The sequence below is a fragment of the Saccharothrix xinjiangensis genome (genome assembly GCF_039527585.1).
GTDB lineage: Bacteria > Actinomycetota > Actinomycetes > Mycobacteriales > Pseudonocardiaceae > Actinosynnema > Actinosynnema xinjiangensis.
Genome location: NZ_BAAAKE010000010.1, coordinates 96,034 through 110,233, shown reverse-complemented (window position 1 = coordinate 110,233; position 14,200 = coordinate 96,034). Strand labels below are relative to the sequence as shown.

14 protein-coding genes are annotated in these 14,200 nt (G+C 71.4%); all 14 read right to left on the bottom strand.

Annotated features, from left to right (window positions below):
• Positions 1-36: 36 nt before the first annotated feature.
• Entirely contained in the window at positions 37-1,236 is a 1,200-nt protein-coding gene (locus ABD223_RS21915; protein WP_344038229.1) for an AAA family ATPase, read from the bottom strand.
• A gap of 1,029 nt (positions 1,237-2,265) precedes the next feature.
• Entirely contained in the window at positions 2,266-5,130 is a 2,865-nt protein-coding gene (locus ABD223_RS21910) for a transcriptional regulator (RefSeq protein ID WP_344038228.1), read from the bottom strand.
• Between the two features lie 173 nt (positions 5,131-5,303).
• The gene (locus tag ABD223_RS21905; RefSeq protein WP_344038227.1) at positions 5,304-5,735 is read right to left on the bottom strand and encodes a hypothetical protein; all 432 of its coding nucleotides are present in this window, start codon (positions 5,733-5,735) and stop codon (positions 5,304-5,306) included.
• Between the two features lie 49 nt (positions 5,736-5,784).
• Positions 5,785-6,174 (bottom strand): hypothetical protein, encoded by a 390-nt coding sequence (locus ABD223_RS21900; protein ID WP_344038226.1) that lies wholly within the window; start codon positions 6,172-6,174, stop codon positions 5,785-5,787.
• Positions 6,175-6,257: 83 nt separating this feature from the next.
• Positions 6,258-6,782, bottom strand: coding sequence for a TadE/TadG family type IV pilus assembly protein (locus tag ABD223_RS21895; RefSeq protein WP_344038224.1), 525 nt, complete (start codon positions 6,780-6,782; stop codon positions 6,258-6,260).
• Positions 6,783-6,789: 7 nt separating this feature from the next.
• Positions 6,790-7,245, bottom strand: a complete 456-nt coding sequence (locus tag ABD223_RS21890; protein WP_344038223.1) for a TadE/TadG family type IV pilus assembly protein — start codon at positions 7,243-7,245, stop codon at positions 6,790-6,792.
• Between the two features lie 5 nt (positions 7,246-7,250).
• Positions 7,251-7,439, bottom strand: a complete 189-nt coding sequence (locus ABD223_RS21885) for a hypothetical protein (protein WP_344038222.1) — start codon at positions 7,437-7,439, stop codon at positions 7,251-7,253.
• A 47-nt stretch (positions 7,440-7,486) separates the two neighbouring features.
• Positions 7,487-8,380 carry a type II secretion system F family protein gene (locus tag ABD223_RS21880; protein ID WP_344038221.1) on the bottom strand — a complete coding sequence of 298 codons (894 nt, stop codon included), beginning with the start codon at positions 8,378-8,380 and terminating at the stop codon, positions 7,487-7,489.
• Positions 8,377-9,309 carry a type II secretion system F family protein gene (locus ABD223_RS21875; protein WP_344038220.1) on the bottom strand — a complete coding sequence of 311 codons (933 nt, stop codon included), beginning with the start codon at positions 9,307-9,309 and terminating at the stop codon, positions 8,377-8,379. Before ABD223_RS21875 ends, ABD223_RS21880 begins: the two co-directional genes overlap by 4 nt.
• A complete protein-coding gene (locus ABD223_RS21870; protein ID WP_344038219.1) occupies positions 9,297-10,664 on the bottom strand; it encodes a TadA family conjugal transfer-associated ATPase in 1,368 nt (455 codons plus the stop codon). Before ABD223_RS21870 ends, ABD223_RS21875 begins: the two co-directional genes overlap by 13 nt.
• Positions 10,661-11,566, bottom strand: a complete 906-nt coding sequence (locus ABD223_RS21865) for a CpaE-like family protein (RefSeq protein ID WP_344038218.1) — start codon at positions 11,564-11,566, stop codon at positions 10,661-10,663. The genes ABD223_RS21870 and ABD223_RS21865 overlap by 4 nt, the downstream gene beginning before the upstream one ends.
• The gene (locus ABD223_RS21860) at positions 11,566-12,255 is read right to left on the bottom strand and encodes an SAF domain-containing protein (RefSeq protein ID WP_344038217.1); all 690 of its coding nucleotides are present in this window, start codon (positions 12,253-12,255) and stop codon (positions 11,566-11,568) included. Before ABD223_RS21860 ends, ABD223_RS21865 begins: the two co-directional genes overlap by 1 nt.
• A gap of 113 nt (positions 12,256-12,368) precedes the next feature.
• Positions 12,369-13,373 carry a hypothetical protein gene (locus ABD223_RS21855; RefSeq protein ID WP_344038215.1) on the bottom strand — a complete coding sequence of 335 codons (1,005 nt, stop codon included), beginning with the start codon at positions 13,371-13,373 and terminating at the stop codon, positions 12,369-12,371.
• Positions 13,367-13,969 (bottom strand): hypothetical protein, encoded by a 603-nt coding sequence (locus ABD223_RS21850; protein ID WP_344038214.1) that lies wholly within the window; start codon positions 13,967-13,969, stop codon positions 13,367-13,369. Before ABD223_RS21850 ends, ABD223_RS21855 begins: the two co-directional genes overlap by 7 nt.
• Positions 13,970-14,200 lie beyond the last annotated feature (231 nt).

The window sequence follows — 14,200 nt, the reverse complement described above, 5'->3', positions numbered from 1 at the left end:
CTGTCCTTTCGGGACGGTGGCGGTGGCGTGGGGTGGTCAGATGCGGGAGCCGAGGGCGAGAGGTTCCACGGTGGTGCCGAAGGCGGCTTTGACGGCGGCGGCGACGACGTCGCGGTCCTCTTCCGGGGCGATGCCCACGAGGTTCCCGGCGGCGGCGTCCGCGCCCAACACGCCCACGATCTTCTGGAACGCGATCAACTCCCGCAGTTGCGGTGCCCACCCGATCTCGCCGCGTGCCTGTCGGGTGGCGAGGTTGCGGGCGACCTTGACCGCCCGCTTGTCGATCTTCAGTTGGGCGGCGAGGTCGTAGTCGGTGGACACCCGGATCTGGGCGGAGAACCGCGACGACAGCGCGTCGGTCAGGATCGCGCCGTGCACACCGGGGTTGTGCCCGGCCACGACGTAGAAGCCCTCGGCGGCGTCCACGACCTCCCCGCCGTTGGCCTTGACCACGATCTGCCGGCGTCCATCCATCGCCGGGTAGACCACCGCCAGCACGGTCGGCGGGATCAGGGTGGCGTCGTCGACGAACAACGGCACGCCCCCGCGCATCGCGCGCACCAGGGGACCGTGCACGAACACGTACCGGCCGTCGTCGGTCTGGGTGTACTCCCCCACGAAGTCCGCGACCGTGGTGTCCCCGTCGCCCTGCACGGTCACCAGGTCCGGGAAGGCCGCCTCCACCACGCTGGTCTTGCCCGTGCCCGGTGGTCCGTACAACAGTGCGGCGACCCCCGCTTCCCGCAACCGCCGCAGCGCGGTCACATCCGGCATCCCCGACAGCATCCGGGGGTGGTAGGTCATGCCGTTGGGGCGGGCGACCGGACCGGTGACCACCGCCGCCGTCACCGATACCGCCGCCGGAGCAGGCGTGGCGAGGGTGGAGGTTTTCGGGCGACGTGGACGGGGCGCGCCGGACCGGGCGGGTGCGATGGTCGAGGCGGCAACGGCGGCGGTGGTCGCGGTGGCACGGTAGGTCAGCGGCGCGGGCGTCGCGATGTCGGCCTCGCCCCGGTCGGCCAGGACCTTCAGCGCGTTGCCGACCGCGCCCGACGACCGCCCGCCGAGTCGGGCGGCGATGGCGCACGGGGTCAGCGCGGTCGCCGGGTCGTCGGCGAGGATCCCGGCGACCATCGCGCGCAGTTCACCGCTGCGCAGCCGGGACCGCGACCCGCCAGGCGAGGTGGGCGTGGTGGCGGTGCCGGGTGTGGCCGTACCGGAAGAATTCGTGTTCATCATTTTTCCCCGTTCCGATAATTTGACATGGCTCGCGCCGGGCGTGTCATTCGGTGTGACTTTTCCGTTCCGTCCCTGCAATTAATTATGACTCTGCACCGGGGACCCGGGCAACCGCTCCACAGCTCTTTTCCCGCCCCGTTCGGGTGAACAATACGCGCGACTTTCCGGCCGGCCGCAGATGCTCAAATACGCAACCCCGGGCGAACGCACACGAATTACGCACGAAATGCGCGGCCGACAACACCGATAAAACACGCCATTTGAATGGGGCGGCGAAAATCAGGGAACCGTGCATGAGGAGAAGACCAGGGCGGACGTCGGTGTCGGTCCACCGGTTGCCGGTGAAGGGCCGACGTTCCACACCCACGGGACGAGGTGGCCCCGCCCTGCCGCCCCGATGTGTGAACCGGCTTGCGGGCAAGCGAGTCTGGGATACCAGCGGATCCCCTCACAAGCCCGGCGACCGGCGTCTTCACGACTCGCAGGGGGTGGCGCCCTAAGGGGATCCTCAACCTGATCCCCAAGGTGATCCCCCGTGTGAACCCCCAACGGAAGCCACCGTAGGCGCAGGCGATCTCCACGTCGGCCACACACGGCGACCGTCCGGCGGAGGCGCGCCGAGCAGGGCTGGCCGTCTCGGCGGCGCACCGGGAAGGTACTGCGATCTTTCGTGAAAGCATGCACGACGCGGACCCGGCAGCGGGGCGGCACGACGGGGTCCCGCAAGCACGCACGACTGGCGACACCGAAGCGGAACTCTTTTCACGGCCAACTCGTATTCCATCGCCCAGGACGGGAGGACTAACACGACGTGCCGCACGGTAGCATTCAGGCGCGAACGCTCCAAATGGAATAAGAATGACCTTTTACCGTTCGGGCGAGCCGCGTGGAATCTTTCTCTCCGGACATCGACGTGGTGTTGCCGTTGGGTATCGCCGGTCACCGCACCATCCCGGCCCGTCGCACCGGGTGGTTCTCGTGAGGGAGATGCCGGTGGGACGTACGCGGCCCGGTTCGCCAGGGTGGTCATCCGGCCCTGCTGTGTCCGTGGTCGATCCGGGGTTCCGGGTCACCGGTGTCGTCGTGGCGGCGGCGCAGCCGCTCGGCCAGCTCGACGGTCTGTGGTGTAGGCCGGTCGTCGATCTCGGTCAGCCGGGCGGTCAGCAGGGACAGAGTGCGCCGGATCGAGTCGAGTCGGCCGAGGCGTTCCTGCAGGCGCATGATGTCGCGGTAGATCAGCTCGTTGTGCGGGTCGAACGCCCGCGCCACCTCCAGCAGGTCCAGTGTCTGCTGCGGGTCGCGGTCGGCCAGGGTGCGGGCCAGGGCGGCCACGGCGTCGATGGCGTCGCGGCGGATCGCCTCGCGGGCGGTTTCGATCCACTCGGTGCTCATCCCGTCGGCCAGCGGGCCGGTGTAGCTGTCGACGATGCGCCGGTAGGTCTCGATCCGCTGCCGCTCGGTGGTGGCGGCGCGGCGGGCGGCCACGGCGGCGGCGAAGGACCAGTGGTCCACCTCCACCAGGTCGGGATCCAGGCGGTAGCGGCTTTCACCGACCTGCACGATGTCCGGCAGGGAGCCCTCGGTGGCGACCGTCAGGGCGCGACGCAGGCGGCTGAGGCTGGTGTTCATCACGTTGGTGGTCTTCTCCGGTGGACTGGTGGGCCACAGAGCGGCGATGAGGGCCTCGCGGCTGGCGCCGTCGGGGTGCAGGGCCAGGAACACCAACAGCTCGCGCAAGCGCGGCTGGAACGCCGCGGTGACCTCGCGCTCCGCAACCTCGCCGTCCTGGCCTGCCGACTCCTGGCGCCACCACACCCTCGGGGGTCCCAGGACGTTGATCCGCATCGGCACGCACAAAGCACAATGCTCGGGGACAGCGGTTTCGTGCGGTTCGTCGTCCGAAGGGTGAGCGGATCCGGTGGCCGGTGTGGTCTGGTCGGTGTGGGACCCGGTGCGCGTGTGCGCGAACGGCTCTGGGCGCAATCGAGAACCGGCCGAGAGCATGGACATGGACCCGAGGATTTCCAGGTCGTGGTGCCCTCCTTTCCGGAGGTCGGCTAGCGGCTCGGCGGGCTCGGTCGCGGTGTCCGGTGCGGCGTGGTGCAGCAGCGCCAGCAGGTCGGTGGTGTGGTCGTCACCCAGCCGGAACACGCGCGTACCTCTCAGTAGCTCGCCGAGTCGAGGGGTGGTGGTGGAGACGGTGCCGTCGTCGCGCACGTATGCGGTCACCCCTGAGTTCCACTGCCCCAGTAGCAGCCCGGTCACACCGACGGCCGACCCGTTGTCCAACACCGCTTGCAACCGTCGGGACTGCCGTGCGGGTGTGCGGGCCACCAGCACGACCGCACCCCACGAGCGGCCGGTGGACCGGCGCTGACCGACGCGCACCAGGGTCTCGGATTCCAGCACGTCCAAGGCGGCATCGAGGTCCGTCGCCACGTGCAAGCTCGTCGGAAGCGGTGCCCGCTCCGGTCGCCGGTCCAGCAGCGCCGCGAGGTCCTCGGCCGGAACGACCACCCTTGCCTCCCCTTCTCCAGCGGTCAGGGCGGCGACGAGCAGTGCGCGCACCGCGCCCGTGGCGCCCGCGCCGAGCAGGCCCAGACCGCGCGCGGCGGCCAGGTCCAGGGCGATCTCGCGGCCGTCACGCACACCGATCGGCAGGATCGGCGCCTGGTCGTCGAGGACGTCGTCATCACCGAGCACAACCGGCGGCACCGGTGCCCGCCGCGGTCGCCCGCCCGGCCTGTCGAGGGCCGGATCGTCGTCACCATCTGGGTCGAACTCGTGGTCGGCGCGCAGGTGCGCCAGCCGCAGCTGGTAGACCACAGGGGCGACGGGCAGGTCGCCGCGCTCGCCGCTGCCGGGCCGGTAGCGGCGCCGGTTGTGGCGGCGGGCGGCGACCAGGGCGGCGCTGACCGCCGAGGCCAGGCCCAGGCCGACGAACAGCTCCTCGCCCCAGCTGAGCCCCGGGTCGTCGGAGGCGCTCGTGCTCGGCGCTCGGGGACCTGGCGGCTGGGTGAACCGGGGAGCCTGTGTGGTCGTGGGAACCTGCGTTGTCGAGTGCGGCGGGCTGGTGGAAGGTGGCGTAGCGGTGGTCGGGGGCGGCGCGGGCTGTGGGGAGGGCTGGGCGGGAGGCATCGCGGGCACGGTGACGTCGTCGGGCAAGGCCATCTCTTCGCCGGGGAACACCAGGCTGGGCCGGGTGAAGGTGCCACCGTTGGGTTGCGATTTTCCCTTGTTGAGCTCGTAGATCTCCGGCCAGCGGTTGCCGTCGCCGAGCGTGCGTTCGGCCATGCGCCACAGCGAGTCGTGCACGCCGGTCTCGGGGTCGTGGGCGAGCACCACGGCGGACTTCGCGTGGGCGGGCCGCTCGGCAGCGACATCGGGTGCCGCCCGGTGTGGCGCGGTGTGGGCGGCCGGGCGAACCTGGGCTGCCGATCGCTCGGACGCCTGGTTCCAGGCCGGGGCCGCCGCGACGACATCGGTGCCGCCGAGCCCGGCGGAGAGCAGGGGCGCGACGGGGAGGTTGGCCCGCTGGCCGAGGAGGGAGATCAGGACCGCGCCGATGAGCGCGGCCGCGATCCGCTGCACCGGTCCGGCCTCTGACAGGTCCGGCATCCGCGCCTCGCGAGCGATGTGGATCACGCAGCGGGCGACGTCGAGGGTGAACGAGGCCCACACCAGCCAGGCCACGCAGGCGATGAAGTCCAGCAGGAACGTGGTGGTCATCGGGCCGAGCAGCACACCTTGGACCTCCGCCCAGGTGGGCAGGTGGTCGGGCAGCGGGAGGCCGACGAAGTGCGTCAGCGCCCACGGCAGCCCTGCCAGCAGCGCCGCGAGAACGGTGACGGCCAGCGCTGCGCGCACCAGCAGCGCGAACACCCCGAGCACGCACCCGGCACCGCGCCGTGCCCGACCTCGTTCTCGGGACAACCGAGGCGGCTTCGGGCGGGAGGGGTGCGGTGGCGCCGTCATGACGTGCTCGTTTCCTCAGCAGTGCCAGAACTCCATGCAGGACGTCGTGAGCCGACCGGCGGTCTAGTCCGGCCGGGAGGCGGATGTCGTCAGCTCGCCTGTGCGACCGGACGCTCGGGTGCGTCCGGTGACCCGGCTGTGGCCATGTCTTCTCGCGGAACAGGCGCTTGGGCGGGCGTCCTCGACGTTTTCGGTTCCGGGCTGCGGCGCGCGTCGCCCTGGGCGCTGGAGGTGCTCGTGGTCTTGCGGCGCTTGCCGCGGCCGGGTTTGTGGCCGGCGAGCCAGGCGGTGAGGTCGGCGGGCTTGAGGTCGGTGAACTGGGCGAGTTCGTCGACGCCGATGACGTCCTGGGCCTCGGCGAGCACGTCGCCGAGTTCGCGTTCGACGTCCTGGAGTTGGTCGAGGACGGCGGCGCGGCGCTGGGCGAGTTCGCCGACCTGCTGTGCGGCAGCGGCCCGCCGCGTGCTGCGGGCGGTGTCGGTCTGCTCAACGCGCCGGCGGATCTCCTCGGGCGTTGTCATGTTGCTCTCCCGTCTCGGGTGCCTGTTCACGGTGACCAGGCGGGTGTGGTCATGGATCGATCGCGGTCACCCCGCGTTGCGGGTGGGCGCTGCCCCGGCCGTGGACCTGGAGCGAGCCGATGCCGACCAGGCCGAGCAGTTGGGTGTTCTGGCTGGCGGTCACGGTGACCGTGACGGTGTCGCCGGAGACGGTCACGGTGCCGGTGGCGCCCTCGGCGGCCAGATGTGCCTGGGCGTTGGCGACCGCCTGGGCGGGCACCAGCCGCACGGTTCCGCCGCCGCGGTAGGCGGTCAGGTCGATGGCTTGGGCTCCGGCGCGGGCGGCGGCCTCGGCTCGGCCGGCTGCCCGCACCTTGGCGGCCAGTGCGAGACCGCCGTCGAGGGTGAGGCCGGCCAGGGCGAGGATGCCGGTGGTGAGCACCACGACGAACGCGGTCACCGAGCCCTCATCGGCACGCCACCACCGGGCCCGCCTGCGCCACGCCGGCCCTCTGCCGCGCCGAGCGCGGCGATCTCGGCGGGTCATGCCCGGCTCCCGGTGTCGACCGTCGAGCGCCACAGGTCGACCGGTTCGATCGAGGTCGCCGAGAGCGTCTTGCCGCCGGGCACGCCGAGGATGAGCGCGTCGCCGAAGTCCACGGCGCAGGACACGGTCACGCTGACCGTGCCACCGGGCCGAAGGCCGCCGGTGGCGGTGTTCACCGACAGGGACGCGCACGTCACGCCGGCCTGCGAAAGCGCGCCGGCGGCGGTGGCCTGGGCGGCGGCGATGGCGGCGACGGGGGTGCGTTCGATGCTGGCGGCGCGGGCGGCCTGGTGGGCGGCGTCGTCGATGCGGATGCGCGTGTCCACGCCCCGGTGGATCACCACCCCGACGAACACCAGCAGCATGACCAGGAACGGGGCGGCGATGGTGACTTCGGCGGCCACGGAGCCGTCGTCGGCCCGCCACCAGGCCGGCCAACCCCGGTGACCGTGCCATCGGCGGCCGTGGCCGTACCGGGGCGGTGTTTCGGGCGTGCCGGGCGTCTTGGGCGCTGCGGTCATCGGTTCCTCAGCCTCCTACCAGGTCGGGGACGAAGCGTTCGACCGGTCCGACGGCCTCGGCGTGCACGGGCAGGCTCAACAACGGCACCACCGAGGTCGCGGTACCGCTGATGCGCACCGACGCCGAGGCCGCCCCACGGTCGGCGCTGACGACGGCACCGCGCAGCGGACCGGTGGCGAGCTGGTCGAGGAGCTGCCTCGCGCCGGCTATTCCCGCCGCCGAGGTCCCGTTCTGGGACCCCGCCGCGGCCAGCCCTTGCGAGGCGGCGGCCTGGGCGATGTGGGTGGCGTGCGACCACAGCGCGAACTGCACGATTGACAGCAGCATCAGCAACAGCAGCGGTGTGGCGATCACCAACTCCGCGCTGACCGCCCCTCGCTCACCCCGCAACGCCCGCCGAAACCGCGGGGGCCACGCGCTGCCCAGCGTCGGCCGTACAGTGGTGAAGTCCTTGCTGTTCATGTGATTCACATGGTGATGCCGTTGGCCTTCTCGGTGACCTTGGCGACCACGATCGCGATCACCGCGAGCGCGGCCACCACGAGCAGCGCGGTCACCAACACGGTCTCGGTCGAGTACCCGGCCTCCGGGCGCTGGTGCAGCTGCTCCCAGCGAGCTTGCACTACGGTCCACAACGCCTTCACCTGTGAGAGCATCGTTTTCTCCCTTGCGGTTCAGGGACTTGGAATGCCCGCGCGTCGTGTCAGAGTCCATTGAGGACCTGCGTCAGCGCGGGATAGGCGATGAACGCCAGGAACCCGAGGAACAGTGCCATGACCGGCAGCGACATGCGCTCGGTCGCGGCCTGGGCTTCGCCCTCGGCTTCGGTGATCTGGTGGGTGCGCAGGGCGTGGGCTTTGGCGGCCAGCGAGGTGCGGACCTTGGCACCCTCGGTGCCGGCCAGGTTGACCGAAGCGGCGAGCTCGGCCAGCTCCGTGACGTCCAGTTCCTCCCCGAGCCGGCGCAGCGCCGCCCACGGGGGCGTGCGGGTCAGGTGGGCGGTGTCCAGGGCTCGGCGGAGCTGCTCGAAGGCCCACCCGCGGCCGATGTCGACCGAGTCGCCCAGGGCGCTGTCCACCCCGGCGCCACCGGCCAGGGTGATCCACACCAGGTCGAGGTAGGCCGACAGGGCGTGGCGGAACCCGACGCGCAGCCTGGCGGCCTCGGAGCGGGCTTGCAGGTCGGGCAGGGCGAACCCCACCGCGGCCAGCAGCACCCCGGCGACGATCGGGAACTGCAAGCCCGGACCCGACCCCGCCATCGTGAGCACCACGGCCGACAGGACCGGCAGCAGCAGGCCGGCGACGGTGAGGATGGCTTTCTCCGCCAGGTGGGTCGAGGTCGACCGGCCGATGACCGCGAGGTCGCGGGCCAGGCGCGGGCCGGGCAACCCGAGCGTGCGCAGCGGGGCGACGGCGGGACGCCCCAGCCTCGCGGCCCAGCCGGTGTCGTCGGTGGTGAGGATCGGCTCGGGTACTGAGGGCGCGGTGGCGCGGGACAGGACCGCGCCGAGGGCGGGACGCGGCGGGAACAGGTAGACCGCCAAGGCCCACAGTCCCATCCCGAGCCCGACGCCCAGGGCGATGCAGGTGATCACGGCGTTTGCTCCTGCCTTCCGGTGACCACGAGCACCCGATGCCCGCTGCTCGGGTCGTGCTCGGCGGCGCACAGGAAGCGGTCAGGCCGGGCGACCCGGGCGATGCGGGCCAGCCAGGCGAAGCCGAGGGCGAACAACGCCCCGATGCCCAACAGCACGATCTGCCCGGTCGCGCTGTCGTAGGCGCCCATGTAGTCGCGGTTGAGCAGCACCACCACGATCGCGAACGCGCACGTGGTGCCCACGATGACCCGCACCGAGGTCCGGGTGCGGGCGCGTCCGGCTTCCACGCGCATCCGCATGGAGGCCTGTGCTCGGGCGGCGTCGGCCAGCGAGCCGAGCAGGTCCGCCAGCCGACGCGTCTGCTGCTCGGCCGCCAGCAGCAGGGCGGCGATGACCAGATCCCCGACCGGGTCGTCCAAGTACTCGCCGAGCCTGCGCAGCGCGGACGCCAGGCGCTCGCCGTTCTCGATCCCGGCGGCCAGCTCACCGACCTCGGCACGGATCACGGTGGGCGCGAGCGGGGCGGTGGCGAGGACGGCCTGCTCCAGCCCGGCGGCGGCCGACAGGGTGTCGCGCAGCATCTCCGCCCAGGTGGCGATGGCTTCGATGCGCGCCACCCGTCGGGTGTGTTCGGGGTCGCGGCCCAGTACTCGCGGCAGTGCCCAGGCCGCGAGCCCGGCCAGCACCGCGCCGACGATCCACCCGGTCAGCAGGCCGGTCACCACCGCGGCGGCGACCGCCGACGCCAGGCGCAGCGTCCAGTGCCGATCCACCGCGCCGGCGGCGCGCGTGCGGGTCCGGCGAGACCGGTTCGGATCGGCGCCGCGCCGGCCGAGGGCGACCAGCAGCAGGCCGCTCCCGGCGCCCACGCCGAGCAGCGCGGCTACCGCCGTGGTCGGGCTCAGGGTGCTGTTCACCGTGCCCACCAGCCCTCGGGGTTCTCCAGCACACCGGGGTCGAAGCCGACCTCGACCAGGTCGTCGAGGGTGTCGCTGCGCAGGGCCCCGGCCACGGGTCGGGCGCGCCGGTCGGGGCCGGGGCGGTAGACCTCGTTCGAGATCACTTGCGGGCCGTCCGCGCCGACGACCTCGCGGATCGAGGACACGACACGGGTGCGACGGTCTTCACCGCGGGCCAGGTGCACCACGAAGTGCACCGCGCTGGCGACCAGTAGGTTCGTCGCCTCCAGGGGCAACCGCTCGACGCCCTGGGCGGCGTAGGAGGCCAGCCGGGTGAACGCGATGCTCGAGCTGCTGGCGTGCAGGGTGGCCATGGAGCCGTCGTTGCCCTGCGACATCGCGTTGCACATCGGGATGACCTCGGGCCCGCGGATCTCACCGACGATCACCCGATCCGGCGACATGCGCAGGCCCCACCGCACGAGTTCGGCCTGGCTGACCGCGCCTACGCCTTCGACGTTGGGTTCGCGGGCCTGGAAGGCGGTGACGTCGGCGTGGATGTCCAGGTCGTGGTCCAGGCCGAGTTCGAAGGCGTCCTCGATGGTGACGATCCGCTCCAGCGGATCCATCTCCGAGGCCAGCGCCCGCAGCAGCGTGGTCTTGCCCGCGCCGGTACCGCCGGTGACCAGTATGTTCCTGCGAGCCCTGACCAGTGCCCGCAGGAACGCCTCCAAGCCTGGGTCCAGGGTGCCCCGGCGGCGCAGCTCGGGCAGGGTGACGGTGAGGTAGCCATGGCGGCGGATCGACAATGCCGTCACCCCACCCGCCGTCAGGCCCATCACGGCGAACAACCGCTCCCCGCCGGGTAGCTGGAGGTTGACCGCCGGAGCGCCCTGGTCGAACCGGCGCTCCTGGCTGCCGGCGCGTGCGGCGAGCAGCCGCACCAGGTCGGTGAGCTCTTCATTGGAGCCCGCGATCGGTCCGACCCGGGCGCGGCGACCGTCGTTGTACTGCACGAACACCCGGTCGTGGCGATTGGCGTTGATCGTCTCCACGGTCGGGTCGTCCAGCAGCGGCTGCAACCCGGCCATGCCGAACAGCTCGTTGACGACCTCGGCCACCGCCTGCTGCTCGACCTCGCGGGGCAGCAGCTGCCGGCCCGCGGCCAGCTCGTTCTCGGTGTGCGCCCGCAGCGCCTCGTCGAGGATGTTGCGCGCCAGCTCGCGGCGGGCTTCGCGGGTGGCGGTGGTGCCGGTGCGGTCCTGCTGGTCGGCCACCCGGGTCGGGAGTTCGGCGTTCAACCGCTCGCGCAGGTACAGGCGCAGCCGAGTGGTGGCAGCCGGGAGGTCGATGTCGTTCTCGTCGGTGCTCCATTTGGTCATGACGCCTGGCCTCCTCGCTGTTGGTGTGGGTTGTTGTCCGGCCTGGGCGCGGGACGGACGCCGTTGGGCGGTATTGGGCCGATGGGCACGCCGGGGACCGTGTGCATCGTGGTGACCGGTGCTCGCAGCCCAGTGGGTTCCGCCGGCAGCGGAAAAGGTGGAACGGATCGTTCGCAGGTGGCCAGTTGAGTGGCGACCTCGTGGGCGAAGCGGCCCAGTGCGGAGTGGGAGGGGCCGCTGCGTCCCCAGCGCAGCTTGTTCGGTCGCCCGCACAGCACAGCCGCGCCGTTTGGGTCGTGCGGCACCCGGCCCAGCGGCAGCACGCCGAGTTCGCGGGCGACCTCGGTGCTGCGGTAGCCCTCGCCGACCAGCAGCAGCACCGGGTTGGGACTCCAGCGGCCGACCGCGGGCAGCCGGCGCGGCAGGTGCGCGAGGTCGTCGGCGTGCGCCCGCGACAGCAGCACCACCACATCGGAGAACCGCGCGATCGGCAACGCGGGCGAACCTGGGTCGACCCGCCCGCAGTCGAGGACGACCACGGTGCCGGGCTGGTTGGCCGCCGCCCGCACGGCCCCGAGCCCGGTGACCGGATCGGGGACGAGCGCGGACAGCGCCGCGCGGGTCTGCTCGGCGTCCGGCGGTGCGGCGATGACCGGCAAACCGCCGGGAAGCTCCTGGGTGTGCCGCCACACCAGGTCGGCGTCGCCGCCGCGGCGGGCGGCGGCGGCCAGGCTCACCAGACCGGGCGTCGAGGGCAGGGAGAAGCGCAGGCCCAGGTCGCCCCCGGATGGGTCGGCCTCCACTACCAGGGCGCGGGTCGGGGCGGGCCAGCGGGCGGTCAGGGCCACGGCGAAGGTGGTGGCGCCCGGCGAGCCTTTCAACGACAGGACCGAGACCAACATCAGCGACCCCCTGCGGAGAGCATCACGATCGACAACTGCCCGGCCGGCACCGCGGCGACCTGGCGAGCAGTGGCCTCGGCCAACTGGACCGAGATCACGGTGGTCTGCTCGTTGGGCGAGGTGGTCACGCTGGTGACCACAGCGGTCCAGGCGGTGCCGCCGTCGGCGGGCGGGCTGGTCGCGGTGCCTGCCTGACCGGGCACGAACACCATCGACACCCGAGCGCCCGCGGCGACCTCGTGCGGGAACTGACCGGGCTTGAGCGCGAGCGCGGCGACGGCCTGGCCGCTGGTCGGAACTGCGGCGCCACCGACCGAGTTCGGCGTCAGCAGAGCCCCGGTCGACAGGCTGGTGGCCAGGGGTCTGCCGACCACCGTGGCTGCCTGGTCAGCACCCACCACCGCCACACCGGGGTCGACCGCGACGTTGACCTGACGCAGGTCCTGCGCGGTCAGGACCTGACCGACCGACACGTCTCGGGCCAGTGCGAGCACGGGTCGGCGGTCACCGGAGTTCAGCGAGATCAGCACGAACCCGCCCACGCAGACCAGCACGAGCAGCACTCCGAGCAACAGGTACGGCAGGTTGCGGCGGCGGTTGGTGGTGCGCAGCCGCGAGAACGACCGCTTGTTGTCGTTGCTGATCCAAGGGCGGTCGGTGTCCGACCGGGTCGTGGTGTTGGTGCTCATGCCGAGACCTCCAGAAGGCATGGGAGTAGTGCGCCGCGTCACCAAGGCGATCGGGGAGCGGGAACGGGGGTGGTGACTTGTGGTTGGAGGAGCGCCGGTGAGGGCGGGGTTCGTCAGCCGCCGTCGTGGTTCAGCGCCTGCGACTCCGCGACGCGGAAGCCGGCGTTACCGGTGGTGGTCATGTCCGGGAACGTGCCGCCCTGCCCGGCACCGGACCAAGTCACCGTCCAGTGCGCCGTGGCCGTCACCGGAAACGCTTGCCCCGCCTGGCTTGCCGAGGAACGGCGGTAGACGTGGCCGCAATCGGGTGAGGGTGCCTTCGGGTCGGTACCCGTCGTGTACGGCGTTCCCGCACCGGCACAGGTCACGGTGGAACCGTCACCCATCGCCCAGGTCACCGACGTCGGCGTGGCCGTCGCTGTTACCGAGACACCGGGCACCGAGGCCGTGGCCGAGACCGGGCTGAAGCCGCTCGACAGCCACATCCAGGTCGGCAGGCTCACCAGCTGGTCCCCGGCCGGGTTCGCGGCGATCGTCGGCGTGGGCAGCCGCAGCTGCTCGCGGGCCATCTGCGCCAGCTCAGCCGGTGAAGGCAGCAACGCCGCGCCGGGCTGCTGGCCGTCGGCGATCCACACCGGCGGCCGGTACAAGGCGTCCGCGAAACCCTCACCTGTGCACTTCCACACGTACCAGGCGCCGGCTCCCTGGCCGGGCTGCGCCACCTGCGCGCGGAACACCGCGGGGCGGACCACTCCCCCGCTGGTCATCGGCGGCTGGTACGCGGCGGCGATCACACCACCGGACGGTGGCCGGTAGTCGCTTTCGACGTAGGAGCAATTCGCCAGGTTCGAATCACCGCCGACGATGGTGTCACCGGGGTTGCCGGGCCTACCGGTACTGGAGTCGTTGCCCCCAGGGCGGTGGGGTTTGCCGGAACCCGGGTTTCCTCCCGGCCTGCCGGGGTCACCGCTCGTACCGGCATCCAGCTCGCACAACGGAGAGGGGACCTGGTCACAAGTGACGTTGCCGTAGTTGTCCGCGGATGCAGGTTCCGTGCCGAGGACGAGCCCGACGGCGACCGCCCCCGCCACGACGACGGTCCGCTTCACGTTCAACACGTCCCCACCTCGTGGACCGCGAAATCGGTGACCTTCCACGACCTGTCGACCTGGAGTTCGACCTGGCCGTTGATCAACCGCCGTTCGCCGGGGGTGTCGTCGGCGAGTCGACCGTTGTCCGCGCGGTACTTCGACGCCTCGGTGGAGTCGCTGCAATCGGCGATCATGATCTTCGTCGGGTTGTCCGCGGGCTCGACGGACACGGCCTTGGCCTCGTGCCGCGCCTCGCCTTTGGTCACCAACCCGTTGTGGTGGTCGGCGTAGAGCCCTCGGGTCAGGTTGTTCAGCGCGACGCCCGTTGCGTGCTTGCCGAGGGCCGCTGATTGCCAATCCGAAGTTTTTCCGGCGAAGGCGAAGGCATGCCACATGCCGCGGTATGCGGCGAGCGCGGCGTGTTCGGCCTCATCCGCCGGGGCCAGGAAGGCGGTCGGAGTGGCCGATGAAAGTGAGTTCCGCGCGGCCGACTCGGAAGTGTCGACCGCAGGACTGCTCATGCCTCCTGAGCCACAGGACGCGAGCATGAGCACGACGGCCCCCGTGTTCAGCATTTCCCGAGCCCGGCCACCTGCGGCGTTGATGATCTTTCTCGACTTCACCTGGCACCCCACTTCGCATGTGAGCCATCCGCCCTTGCATCATCAGGTTTACACCCCGACCCCCTACTAGCTTCAACATGTGCAATGCACTGACTTTGAAGTCAGCATGAGAGTTCAGGGGCGAGGTTCACTCGCCCGAGTTAGAGTGACGAGGAGCCTGCTGGGCTTACCTGAGCTTGCTGAAGCGGACAAGGCCGAGCGAGGCGTTCATAAAACCGAGTGAGGTGTTCA

Excerpts from the sequence above, each read along its gene's own strand:
- ABD223_RS21915 (WP_344038229.1), bottom strand. The coding sequence starts at position 1,236 with ATGAACACGAATTCTTCCGGTACGGCCACACCCGGCACCGCCACCACG.
- ABD223_RS21905 (WP_344038227.1), bottom strand. The coding sequence starts at position 5,735 with ATGACAACGCCCGAGGAGATCCGCCGGCGCGTTGAGCAGACCGACACC.
- ABD223_RS21895 (WP_344038224.1), bottom strand. The coding sequence starts at position 6,782 with ATGACCGCAGCGCCCAAGACGCCCGGCACGCCCGAAACACCGCCCCGG.
- ABD223_RS21890 (WP_344038223.1), bottom strand. The coding sequence starts at position 7,245 with ATGAACAGCAAGGACTTCACCACTGTACGGCCGACGCTGGGCAGCGCG.
- ABD223_RS21885 (WP_344038222.1), bottom strand. The coding sequence starts at position 7,439 with ATGCTCTCACAGGTGAAGGCGTTGTGGACCGTAGTGCAAGCTCGCTGG.
- ABD223_RS21870 (WP_344038219.1), bottom strand. The coding sequence starts at position 10,664 with ATGACCAAATGGAGCACCGACGAGAACGACATCGACCTCCCGGCTGCC.
- ABD223_RS21865 (WP_344038218.1), bottom strand. The coding sequence starts at position 11,566 with ATGTTGGTCTCGGTCCTGTCGTTGAAAGGCTCGCCGGGCGCCACCACC.
- ABD223_RS21860 (WP_344038217.1), bottom strand. The coding sequence starts at position 12,255 with ATGAGCACCAACACCACGACCCGGTCGGACACCGACCGCCCTTGGATC.